Source organism: Ruoffia tabacinasalis (assembly GCF_005864045.1).
GTDB classification, from domain to species: Bacteria; Bacillota; Bacilli; order Lactobacillales; family Aerococcaceae; genus Ruoffia; species Ruoffia tabacinasalis.
The window spans coordinates 43748-55319 of record NZ_VBSP01000011.1 but is presented as its reverse complement, the minus strand read 5'-3'; the positions used below and the strand labels follow the sequence as shown (position 1 = coordinate 55319).

The 11572-nt window shown below is 33.1% G+C and carries 10 protein-coding genes and 2 pseudogenes; 9 read left to right on the top strand and 3 right to left on the bottom strand.

What is annotated here, in order from left to right; translation table 11 throughout:
• Positions 1-118 (top strand): annotated as a pseudogene (locus FEZ33_RS04755) (IS30 family transposase); the annotation flags it as partial.
• 120 nt (positions 119-238) lie between these two features.
• A complete protein-coding gene (locus FEZ33_RS04750) occupies positions 239-700 on the top strand; it encodes an IS3 family transposase (RefSeq protein ID WP_171031284.1) in 462 nt (153 codons plus the stop codon).
• A gap of 120 nt (positions 701-820) precedes the next feature.
• On the opposite strand, the gene FEZ33_RS04745 is transcribed toward FEZ33_RS04750, so the two are convergent.
• Positions 821-1927 carry an IS4 family transposase gene (locus FEZ33_RS04745; RefSeq protein WP_138404256.1) on the bottom strand — a complete coding sequence of 369 codons (1107 nt, stop codon included), beginning with the start codon at positions 1925-1927 and terminating at the stop codon, positions 821-823.
• A gap of 642 nt (positions 1928-2569) precedes the next feature.
• On the opposite strand from FEZ33_RS04745, the pseudogene FEZ33_RS04740 reads away from it, so the two are divergent.
• From FEZ33_RS04740 to FEZ33_RS04730, 4 genes and pseudogenes are all read left to right on the top strand, one after another.
• Positions 2570-4226 (top strand): annotated as a pseudogene (locus tag FEZ33_RS04740) (PTS transporter subunit IIBC); the annotation flags it as partial.
• Between the two features lie 20 nt (positions 4227-4246).
• Positions 4247-4753, top strand: coding sequence for a PTS sugar transporter subunit IIA (locus FEZ33_RS13050; RefSeq protein ID WP_438943004.1), 507 nt, complete (start codon positions 4247-4249; stop codon positions 4751-4753).
• Between the two features lie 14 nt (positions 4754-4767).
• A complete protein-coding gene (locus tag FEZ33_RS04735) occupies positions 4768-5607 on the top strand; it encodes an endonuclease/exonuclease/phosphatase family protein (protein WP_138404254.1) in 840 nt (279 codons plus the stop codon).
• Positions 5608-5789: 182 nt separating this feature from the next.
• A complete protein-coding gene (locus FEZ33_RS04730) occupies positions 5790-6884 on the top strand; it encodes an IS30 family transposase (RefSeq protein WP_138404253.1) in 1095 nt (364 codons plus the stop codon).
• Between the two features lie 189 nt (positions 6885-7073).
• On the opposite strand, the gene FEZ33_RS04725 is transcribed toward FEZ33_RS04730, so the two are convergent.
• Positions 7074-8462 (bottom strand): sensor histidine kinase, encoded by a 1389-nt coding sequence (locus FEZ33_RS04725; protein ID WP_138404252.1) that lies wholly within the window; start codon positions 8460-8462, stop codon positions 7074-7076.
• Complete coding sequence (locus FEZ33_RS04720) at positions 8463-9176, bottom strand: response regulator transcription factor (RefSeq protein WP_138404251.1); 714 nt, start codon at positions 9174-9176, stop codon at positions 8463-8465. It abuts the gene before it with no gap.
• A 160-nt stretch (positions 9177-9336) separates the two neighbouring features.
• On the opposite strand from FEZ33_RS04720, the gene FEZ33_RS04715 reads away from it, so the two are divergent.
• Genes FEZ33_RS04715 through FEZ33_RS04705 form a run of 3 tightly spaced genes read left to right on the top strand, consistent with a single transcriptional unit; the run spans position 9337 to position 11568 of the window.
• A complete protein-coding gene (locus FEZ33_RS04715; RefSeq protein WP_138404250.1) occupies positions 9337-10098 on the top strand; it encodes an ABC transporter ATP-binding protein in 762 nt (253 codons plus the stop codon).
• Entirely contained in the window at positions 10088-10801 is a 714-nt protein-coding gene (locus FEZ33_RS04710; protein WP_138404249.1) for an ABC transporter permease, read from the top strand. Before FEZ33_RS04715 ends, FEZ33_RS04710 begins: the two co-directional genes overlap by 11 nt.
• Positions 10801-11568 carry an ABC transporter permease gene (locus tag FEZ33_RS04705; RefSeq protein ID WP_138404248.1) on the top strand — a complete coding sequence of 256 codons (768 nt, stop codon included), beginning with the start codon at positions 10801-10803 and terminating at the stop codon, positions 11566-11568. The genes FEZ33_RS04710 and FEZ33_RS04705 overlap by 1 nt, the downstream gene beginning before the upstream one ends.
• Positions 11569-11572: the final 4 nt, after the last annotated feature.

Genomic DNA, 11572 nt, shown 5'->3' with positions numbered 1-11572 from the left:
TGCAACTGATGAAGAGATACAAGGTTGGGCAACGAAATTAAATACACGTCCCAAAAAATGTTTGAATTGGAAAACACCTTATGAAATCTTTTATAAAACTGTGTTGCACTTAATTTGACAATTTAAGATACTTAAAAAAGTTAAAAGCGCTAGGCTTAGAAGACCCACGCGCAAACAACAAACAGACATAGTCTATGACTTAACCCAAATAGGCTTTAAACTCAAAGATGTCTTATATGTGACAGAATTACCAGAGTCAACTTACCATTATCATATCGCGAAGAAAACCAAACCTCATAAAGATAAAGAGCTTGAAGACCTTATCCAAGCTATCTTTGAGGAACATAAAGAGCGATATGGCTATCGACGCATTACAATTGAATTAAGAGCCAGAGGCTATAAAGTCAATCATAAACGCGTTCTTCGTATTATGAGACAATTAGGGCTACAGTGTCTAAAGTTTACGAATCGATCTCGTCGATACAATTCTTACAAAGGACCTGTCGGTAAAGTCGCTAAAAACAAAATAAATCGTCGGTTTATGACACCTCATCCATTACAAAAACTTGTTACAGACATTACCGAATTCAAATGTCTGAATGATGAAAAGTTATATTTAAGTCCTATTATGGATTTATATAATCAAGCACTAGTGTTGCATAAAACTGAAAATCACTGTTACTTGTTTATTGTTAATTAAATCACATGTAGTTTTCGTTAAAAATTTCAAAAAAGTCAAATGCTGGCGCAGCGGATGACTTTTTCCATAATTTTTTTGACTAATTTAGTTGTAGATAAATCGATTTGCGGCTTCTTTCACTTAGTCAGGTTCGAATATTTCCTTAAATAATTCGAACGGTTCATACTGTAACGCTCGTAAATGCCTTAAAACGTGGAAAACTGTTTGTTTTAAGTCTAATTCAAGCTTGATGAGTAAAGTCAGTAAGTAGACAATCAGTGCCAGTATGACTTGATTTTCCACACCTTCTTCTGACTTTGAAAAGTAGTTTTTAATCGTCATGTGTTGCTTGATATGCTTGAAAAAGAGCTCGATTTGCCATCGTGATTGATACATTTTACTAATCTCTTCAGCTGATACATCCATGCGGTTGGTGATAATTCTTAAATTGGCTTGCTGCTTTCTTTCTATCGTCACAAGTCGAAAGAGACTCGTCAAGTAGACTTGACTGCCCAATTGAACCAACTGGTCACTGATAATACCCGTTCTTTTAGGAACGTCTAGATGGCCTTGCACATGTACCTTCGTATTCTTCTTAATCCGAGAAACGAAGAAATACCCATCCCAATGCATTTGATCGAATTGAGCGAAATCAAGATACCCACGATCAAAAACGTATGTAGCCAATGGCTCATTGATAAAGACCTCTAAGTGCTCATGATCATGTTCAGAAGCAGGAGATACTTCAAATTGTTCAGGGTGCACCCAACGTTCATTCATGAAGCAGACTTTTAAATGTAACTTTATGCCAGCTTTTGTCGGTCTAAAATGCGCCCATGGATAGGAATTCTTGCTAAATGAAAAGGTTGTGGAATCAATCAGATAGAGTTTTTCTTTCGACTTTACCTTCGTCTTTTTATGCAAAAGAAAAAGTAAATGATTAAAAACCTCCAGTAATACACTTGGTTCAAGTGCCCGTAGGGCACGAGAAAGCTGAGAGTAACTGATAGAGTCTATCCCCATTACTTTTTTCAAATTCGGATTGACAAGTTGTTGGTCTAGGTGTCGTAAACTTTCGGTTTCATCGTTAATGGCATACAGAAAGAGCTTTATTACTTTCTTAAATGTCAATTTCTTTGCATAACGATCAAATTGTTCGATGGCTTGACGAGAATCTAAGCTTAATTGTTCTAATTTAATATACGAAAACCATTTATTTATTGTCATTTTTGTTTTATACTTATCCATGCATAGATCCTTTGTATTGGTCTTGGATAAGTCATCCAAGTACTAGTATAAAGGATTTTTTTATGCCATGGAACAGGTTAATATTTTAATGCAACACTAGTGAAAAGATAGTTTCTTTATTAATTATACTGAGAAAGTATTTCTTAATGCACTGATTACGTCGCAGAATCTGAAAAAATATATTTAAAATAAATGCAAACGTTTGCGCTATTTTACAGGGTTTTAACTTACAAATACGAAAAATTGAAAGAGTATTTTTAAATTAACTTATTTTTTTAGTAGAATATTTATGTAATTCATGTTATATTTCAAAGACATAAAGAGTGTTGCTAAACGTTTATAAGATGGCATCATTCTTTAAAACATTGTGGTTATACGGTAGAATAGAATTATTAATATCTTGAATAGATCTAAGAAGAACCCATCATTTATCTTACGCTATAAGTTTTATACATTACTACTAAAATGAACTATTTTATGAAAACGTTTGTCTAAAAAAGTATAATAAATTGAAATCGTTTTTACTGTTTATAGTGTAGTAGTCATTATGATGGGAATAAATGAATAAGATGGAAGGTGATAATACCAGATTCACATTTTTTTTAGAAATATAAAAAATAAAAGAAGACAAGGAGAAGAAAGATGAAAAAAATATTTAATTTTGAATTTTGGCAAAAATTCGGGAAAGCCTTAATGGGCGTTATTGCTGTTATGCCAGCTGCAGGATTAATGATTAGTATTGGTGGATCACTTCCTCTAATTAATCCAGATATGCAAGCTTTGATTTCGATTGGTAGTGTGATTGAGAATATTGGTTGGGCAATTATTGGAAACTTACATATCTTATTTGCATTAGCAATCGGTGGAAGTTGGGCAAAAGATAGAGCTGGGGGTGCCTTTGCTGCCGGGATCAGTTTTATTCTAATTAACCGAATTACAGGAGCGATTTTTGGCGTAACCAGTGAAATGTTAGCTGACCCAAATGCAGTAACACAAACATTATTTGGAGCAGAAATACCAATTGATGGTTATTTTGTTAGTGTTTTAGAGGCACCAGCTTTAAATATGGGGGTTTTCGTCGGTATTATTGCGGGATTTATGGGAGCGGTTGCTTACAATAAATATTATAATTTTAGAAAACTACCCGATGCCTTATCCTTCTTTAACGGAAAACGATTTGTACCATTTGTTGTTATCTTATGGTCTTTAATTGCTTCAATTGTATTAGCGATTGTTTGGCCATTTATTCAAAGTGGTATTAATAGTTTCGGTGTATGGATTGCTGGATCACAAGAATCAGCTCCAGTCTTAGCTCCATTCTTATTTGGTACATTAGAGCGTCTATTATTACCATTTGGTTTACACCACATGTTAACTATTCCAATTAACTACACACCTCTTGGAGGAACCTATGAAGTATTAACTGGTGCACAGCAGGGTGCTATGGTATTCGGTCAAGACCCGCTATGGTTAGCATGGGTAAGAGATTTAATTAACTTAGATGCTGCTGGTGATACAGCAACTTATCAAACATTATTTAATAATGTAGTCCCTGCTCGTTTTAAAGTCGGACAAATGATTGGATCATCAGGTATCTTAATGGGTCTATCTTATGCCATGTATAAAAATGTCGATAAAGACAAACGAAAAACACATAAATCAATGTATGTATCAGCTGCTTTAGCTGTATTTTTAACAGGTGTTACAGAACCACTTGAGTTTATGTTTATGTTCGCAGCTATGCCTTTGTATATCGTTTATGCGGTAATCCAAGGAGCAGCATTTGCGATGGCTGATATCGTAAACTTACGTGTTCACTCGTTTGGTAACATTGAATTGCTTACACGTACGCCATTAGCGATTCGTGCGGGATTAGGTATGGATTTAATTAACTTTGTTTGGGTAACCCTTCTATTCGGAATATTGACTTACTTTATTGCAAACTTCTTAATTAAGAAATTCAATTATGCAACACCAGGACGTAATGGAAATTACGAAGGTGGAGAAGTAGCATCTGAAAATGGAGAGCCTGTAGATGCTACACAACAAGTGTATGATATTATTCACTTATTAGGTGGTAAAGAAAACATTACAGATGTAGATGCTTGTATGACTCGCTTACGTGTTTCTGTTAATGATATTGATTCTGTTGGAGACGAAAACGCTTGGAAAAAAGCAGGCGCAATGGGGCTTGTGAAGAAAAATAAAGGAGTTCAAGCAGTTTATGGACCGAAAGCAGATGTCTTAAAATCTGATATTATGGATGTATTGAGCTCTAATGCACCTATTCCAGAATCTAAACTTGATAAAACATCTGAAATGGATGAAAAGGAAGTAGTGGCTACAGATTCAAAAGGACTCGCAACAGCAATTTTCCCTGTAGCAAAAGGTGACGTGCTTCCGATTACTGAAGTAAATGATGAAGTATTTGCTCAGAAAATGATGGGTGACGGCTATGCAGTGAACCCTTCATCAAATACAGTCGTCTCTCCAGTAGATGGTACAATTCAAAGTGTCTTCCCAACCAAACATGCAATTGGTATTGAAACAGCAAGTGGAATTGAAGTACTTATTCATTTAGGAATAGATACAGTTGAATTAGAAGGTGAAGGTTTTGAAATCTTTGTTGAAGAAGGTCAAGAAGTCATTGCAGGAGATAAAATAGCTGAAATGGACTTGGCTTCGATTAAAAAAGCAGAAAAAGATACCACTATCATGGTTGTTTTTACGAACTTGACAGAAAATCAAGACTTTAAGTTCATTCAAACGAATGATATCTCCGAAGATACAGAGATTGGTCGAGTGAATGAAAGAAACATAGGTTAGAATGGAGAAATAAATTGAACGTTTTAACACTGAATACGCATTCATGGATGGAAGAGGATCCAGAATTAAAATTAAGACAAATCGTTGATTATATTACCAAAGAAGATTTTCAAATTATCGCTCTTCAGGAAATTAATCAAACGATGGAAGCGAAAGAAATTGTGGACGATTTATTTATCCAAGCTTCTGGAGAAATGTATCCTGTTGCTATAAAGGAAGATAACTTTGCATATCTCATCGTTCAGTTGCTAAAAGAGCGTGGACTTCATTACTATTGGAGTTGGACAGCCAATCATATTGGCTATGATGTGTACGATGAAGGTGTGGCTATTTTATCCAAAACACCTTTCAGTCCAGAAAGTTTCTTAGTGTCTGAAATATCGGATTATGCGAATCACTACACCAGAAGAGTTCTAAAAGGTAATGTAAGCCTTGAAGGTAAAGAATGGGTAGTCTTTTCATGCCACTACTCTTGGTGGTTAGATCCATCAGGTGATCATTTATTCAAGTATGAATGGGATAATACGCTTCCTCATATTGAAAAAGAGAGTCAGAAGATTCATCTTTTTATGGGTGATTTTAATAACGAGGCGAGGCTTAGAGATGAAGGTTATGACTATATAAAAACGACGGCTCCTCAATTAAAAGATGCCTATGTTCAGGCAGAAGAAAAGATTGGATCTGCAACCGTTTTGAGTGCTATTGACGGATGGGAAGGCCATACGGATGAAAAAAGAATCGATTATATCTTTACGGATTACCCGGGAGAAGTTAAAAATTGCCGAGTTGTTTTTGATGGCAAAAAAGAACCCGTCGTGAGCGATCACTTTGGAGTAGCAGTTGAATTTAATTAAGTGTAATGAAGAAACCCGCCAGCAAATTTCTGCTAGCGGGTTTTTGAGTATCTATTAACTTCACTAATTATTAAATATCTAGCCAGGCACCTATAAAGAAAGTAAGGATAAGTGGGATTGGTATTAAAAGGCGGATTTTATAATGAAGTTAGTACACTCTCAATAGATAAGGATGAAATCACATGACGTATACTAATTCTAGCACATCATCACATAAAGGCAAACATCTCACCTATGAAGAACGGTGTCAAATTTCAATTTTGGTACATGAAAACTATTCAAATCGTCACATTGCTAATTCTATTGAACGTGCCCCACAAACAATCAACAATGAAATAAAACGTGGGACAATTCGTCAAATCCGTCGTCAAAAACAAGGGGGTAAAGTTTATACTTATACCTACCAGGTTTACGACCCAAAACTTGCTCAATCACGCTATGAAGACTTACGTAAAAATTCAGGCAGACGTCCTAAATGGGTTGATTCCACTGACTTTATTGATTGGGCTGATCAAAAGATGTTAGAAGATGGATGGTCACCCGATACGGTGGTTGGTTTTGCGAATCGTTACAACTTATTCGCAAACGAACTAATTCCTTGTACCACTACTTTATACCACTGGATTGATAGCGGTATTATGCGGACTAAAAATATCGATTTATTAGAGAAACTTTCTCGTAAGATAAAGAACCCTAGTCAAAAAGTTCGTCGTAATAAGCGAGTGCTTGGAACTTCCATTGAAGAACGCCCTCAATCAATTGATACTCGAGAAACATTTGGTCATTGGGAAATCGACACCGTTATAGGGAATAAGACAGAATCCGAGCCGGTATTACTCACGCTTGTTGAAAGACAAACACTCTTTGAAGTCATTCTAAAAATTGACGGAAAAGATGCTGAATCAGTCGATAAAGCAGTGACGAATTTGAAAGAACGAGCAGGTGATCAGTTTGAGTGTATCTTTAAGAGTATCACATCAGATAACGGTTCAGAATTTTCAGGACTCCACGAAGGGTTATCTGAGATATTAGATGTCTACTTTACGCATCCCTATGCCTCTTGGGAGAGAGGAACGAGTGAGAATCAACATAAATTCATTCGTCGTTTCATTCCAAAAGGTAACTCTATGAGTGACTTAACTCAACGCGATTGTTTGAGAATTCAACAATGGATGAATGATTATCCTAGGAAAATATTAGGTTATCAAACACCTCATGAAGTCTTTACTAAAGCCTTCAAAAAAGCAAGACAAGAGGAAGGACTCGTCAGTGCTTGACAACGAGCCTCCTTCGGCATGACTGAAAGTCTGGGAAGCTGGCAGAGGCCAGCCTTGGAATGACCCTATCATGCCTCAGCTCATTGTCAAGCACTGACTAGATAGACCAATACAGTAAGTTAGTAGGTAACACAATGTTTACGATAGGTGGCTAACTTCAACTTGAAATTTCCGTTAAATTATCCCCAGCTATTTTTTGTAAAATTTTAATTCAGTCTTAAAGCCTTTATATAAATTGCTTCTTCCAATATTAACTTTACCTTTGTGTAACTCCATAATACTATTAATGATCTTTAAACCTAAACCGTGACCAATACTATCTCTATTTTCAGTGACATCAATATTATGTTGTGTCAACTTAATTTTCTTAAGTTGTTCATTCGAAATTCCAATCCCGTTGTCTTCGAAAAGTAATGAACATGAATCATTATCTAAAAAAGCTTTAATATAAATAGTACACCCATGAGGGTTGTGCTTCAGAGAGTTATAAATAATATTCATCATTGCTCGATACAATAGACGCTCATTTCCATTTATCCAATAGGTCAATGTACTAATACTATTATCGAGAACAATATTTGTTTCTGAGTATGAAGAATCATTTAGTATATCAGCGGTAACCCTACGAGTTAGTTTTCCAAGATTAATTCGATAGAATTGAAAATTATTGAAATTATGCTCTAATTGAGTTGCAAGATTTAAATCATTTATAAGATTTCTTATTATGGATCCCTGCTTTAAAATGTCTTTGCAATACTCCTTTTGTGATCCTGATAAATTTGAGAAGAGCTTTATTTTTTCTGCTTTAATCAAAATAATAGAAAGTGGGGTTCTTATATCATGTGAAACACCTGTAATCCATTGTTTTCTTGCGTTGTCCTTTTTTTGGATTAAATATTTTTGAGATTCAAGAATCTGTGAAGTTCGATTTATTTGCCTCTCAATATCAGTCAATAATGAATTTTCTGATAGTTCAACTTTGTGATTATTTGAAAGTTCTTTTATAGCCTCAACAATAGGCTTTATAGAATTAATTAATTTTTTAGTAAGAGAGAAGTATATTATGATAATTAAGATTATATTAACCGAAAGCATTAAAAATGCATTTTGAGGAATTGATGAAATGAAACTATAGTCCCATGTAGGAGTAGTTAATTTCCAATACTCTTTTTTAGGAAATCCCAAAACTATAATTCCTCTCTCTGTTTCTCCCACATATGTTGGATGCTCCGATATATATCCCAATGTTAATTCGGATATATCACTAAGCGAGAATCTTTTTGGAATGTCAGGAGGACTATTATTAGTTTTTGCCTCCAATTCTTGATTATTTTCATTAATAAAAATAGCCCAAATATTGTTTTCTATTAAATAGTTTTCAGTTTCGCTACTGAACTGATAGCTATTAGCAGAGAATTCTTTTGCAATCTTATCCGCTACTGAGTATGGTGACATCTCGTCTGAAGAATAATTGAATGTAGTGAATACAAATAAAAGAAAATTTAATATGAATATTGATATTAATGTACTAAAAATTATTATAAAACTTTTTTTTATTAAAGAAGAAACATTATCCATTTAATCCTCCGTATTAAGTTGGTAGCCTAAACCTTTTATAGTTATTAATGATTTTGGACTTGAAGAATCTAATTCAATCTTTTGACGTAATCGACTAATATGAGTCATTAGTGAATTTTCATAGTTCCATGAATCTTTCCCCCAGACAACTTCAATGATTTGATCATTAGTAATTATTCTCCCAGAATTTTCAAACAAATACTGTATTATTATAAATTCAGTAGCAGTTAGATTTGTCACTTCTGAATTTTTGCGGACAATTGCTTTCTCTAAATCAACCACCGAGTCTTTAAGAATTATTTGCTTCGTATCATTTTTATAAGTGCGCTTTAATACGTTTATAACTCTAAATAATAATTCCTTTGAATTGAATGGTTTTGTTATGTAATCATCGGCGCCTAGCCCTAAACCATGTATTTTATCAACATCCTTATCCTTTGCGGTTAAAAATAATATAGGAAAATCATTAGAATCATTTGTAGTTTGAATTTCTCTTAATAGATCAAACCCATTTCCATCAGGTAACATGATATCTAATATGGCTAGATCAAGTAGATTTTGGTCTAATAATTCAAGTGTTGACTGATAAGAGTTAGCGGTGTAAAGGTATTTGAACCCATAGGACATAAGAATCTCAGATATCATAATTAGAATTTCAGATTCATCATCTACTATAAGTATTTTTCTATTCAGTATATTTCCAAGACTTTTCATTCTATATCCTCCTTTTAATTATCCATATTCTATATAATACCACTTAAATGTTATTAATATATTTTTTAGAATAAAATGTAAGGTTATCGTAAGGTAAACTCAAGGTTTATGTATGGATGTGAATGTATATTAGTCTTATCAATGAGAGGAGTAGATAAATATGAACATCATACAGACTAATAAGTTAACAAAAAGTTATGGAGTTTTTACGGCAGTAAATGAGATTAATATTACTATAAAAAAAGGGGAGATATATGGTCTTTTAGGTCCAAACGGAGCAGGGAAATCTACTCTTATGAAGATTTTGTTAGGGTTGACAACACCTACAAATGGGACTTTTGAAATTAATGGATATACATATCCTAAGGATAGAAATAAAATATTGTCAATTATTGGATCTTTAATTGAAGAACCAGCATTTTACGGTAATCTTACTGGAAAAGAAAATCTTGAAATAATACGAAGAATTTTGAAATTACCCCAATCCTCAGTGGAAGAAGCGTTAGATTTAGTGGATTTAACTGAATTTAAAGATAGAAAAGCTAATAACTATTCACTAGGTATGAAACAAAGACTAGGGATTGCATCGGCTATAATTGGAGCACCGCCTATTTTAATTCTAGATGAGCCGACCAATGGGCTTGATCCTGTTGGAGTTCATGAAATTAGAAATCTTATAAAAACACTTCCTGATAAGTTAGATACAACTGTTATTGTATCCTCACATTTACTTTCAGAGATAGAACTGATGTCAGACAGATTAGGTATTTTAAATAGAGGTAAATTACTTTTTGAGGGAGAGATTAAAGAATTACAAAATTATATGAAAGAATTAGGTTATAGAACTGGAAACTTGGAAGAAACATTTTTATCGTTAATTAGTTCAGATAATAGTATGCGAGGTATTCAAAATGAGAATTGAACTAATGAAATTGAAAAGAACCAAAATTACTTATATGTATATAATTTCAGCTATTTTAGGTGCTGTGTTACCCATTTTGTTTGATTATTATGCTCCGTCGTTATATCCAGAAGATATGTCAACAACTGCATACCATTCAATCATGTTAAATTGGGGTTTTATAAGTCTAATTAACTCATTAGTTATATTTACTTCGGGTGCATTAATGTATTTTAATGAACATGAACATAAAGCTATTGAGAAAATGAGAAGCCTACCTACAAAGGAAATAAACTCTTTTATATACAAAATAGTTATCATTTTTATAGGAATTACCTTGGTAACTTTCATCCAAACTTTTTCGATGATGGTATATTCATTTTTTAAGAACAGTGACTCTGGTTCATTATTATGGGAATTCTTAATTAACAATATAAGCTTTATGATTTATTCAGTTTCTCTAATCGCAATGACAATCTTTTTAAATTCACTCACAAAAAATATTTGGATACCTTTAGGATTCAACATTATCAGTTATTTTATTTCAGGAATACTAAGTCAAAGAGCCTTTGTTTTTAAAACACTACCATACTCAATGTATGCAGAAACAATTTATGACAGATCAAGAAGCCAAATATTTATCTTAATGGTTGCTTCAGTGGTTTGGACAGTCGTTCTTATAATCCTAGAAGTTATTGTAATTAAAGTCAGGAGAGTGAAATAATGAAATCAATATCGATAGAATTTCTAAAGATTAAACGATCAAATATATTGTCAATCATAATTCTTACAGCTATTATCATTTGGGTTCCACCTTATTTTAATGCAGCTGAAAGTTTCGAACATATTAAGTTAAGTAATTTAACGATTTCTCCTGAAGATTATTTTTTCTTACAAGGCATGATGGCTGTAACATGGATGCTCTTTCCGGCGAGTTTAATAGTGACGACTTTAATGACTTCGAATATTGAAACAACGAATAAAGGGATATTAAAAATGAGAACTTTACCAATTAATATTATGAAGATGAATTTCAATAAATTGATGGTAGTAATAACAATTTGTATAGTTCAAACTTTATTGTTAATTTTAATATATTATGTAGTTGCTTATTTTGTATCTAACCAACAGAACTATAATTTCTTTGCTGATTTTAAACTAGTTATTAGTTCAAGCATTTTAATGATTTTGTCTTCTTTACCAATGCTGTGTTTTTTTTGGATGATTAATTCGGTAATAAAATCTAAAGTAGTGGCATTAGGAATTAACGTTCTCTCTTTAGTCCCGTCAGTTATTATGATAAATTTAGATATTTGGTATTTGTACCCTATTTGTTATCCATACTATTTAATGGCAAAACAGTATGAAGTATTATCAAATAATTTTTCTATACCTGAATTCAAATTAATGCCTTGGATAATAGTAGCAGTTACTTTTACTGTCTTATGCATCCTCGTCTCTAACTATTCTTTAAAAAATAGAAAGGATTAAATTT

Coding starts and splice junctions, on each gene's coding strand:
- FEZ33_RS04730 (WP_138404253.1), top strand. CDS start 5,790: ATGACGTATACTAATTCTAGCACATCATCACATAAAGGCAAACATCTC.
- FEZ33_RS04745 (WP_138404256.1), bottom strand. CDS start 1,927: ATGGATAAGTATAAAACAAAAATGACAATAAATAAATGGTTTTCGTAT.
- FEZ33_RS04715 (WP_138404250.1), top strand. CDS start 9,337: ATGAACATCATACAGACTAATAAGTTAACAAAAAGTTATGGAGTTTTT.
- FEZ33_RS04710 (WP_138404249.1), top strand. CDS start 10,088: ATGAGAATTGAACTAATGAAATTGAAAAGAACCAAAATTACTTATATG.
- FEZ33_RS04705 (WP_138404248.1), top strand. CDS start 10,801: ATGAAATCAATATCGATAGAATTTCTAAAGATTAAACGATCAAATATA.
- FEZ33_RS04720 (WP_138404251.1), bottom strand. CDS start 9,176: ATGAAAAGTCTTGGAAATATACTGAATAGAAAAATACTTATAGTAGAT.
- FEZ33_RS13050 (WP_438943004.1), top strand. CDS start 4,247: ATGGATGAAAAGGAAGTAGTGGCTACAGATTCAAAAGGACTCGCAACA.
- FEZ33_RS04725 (WP_138404252.1), bottom strand. CDS start 8,462: ATGGATAATGTTTCTTCTTTAATAAAAAAAAGTTTTATAATAATTTTT.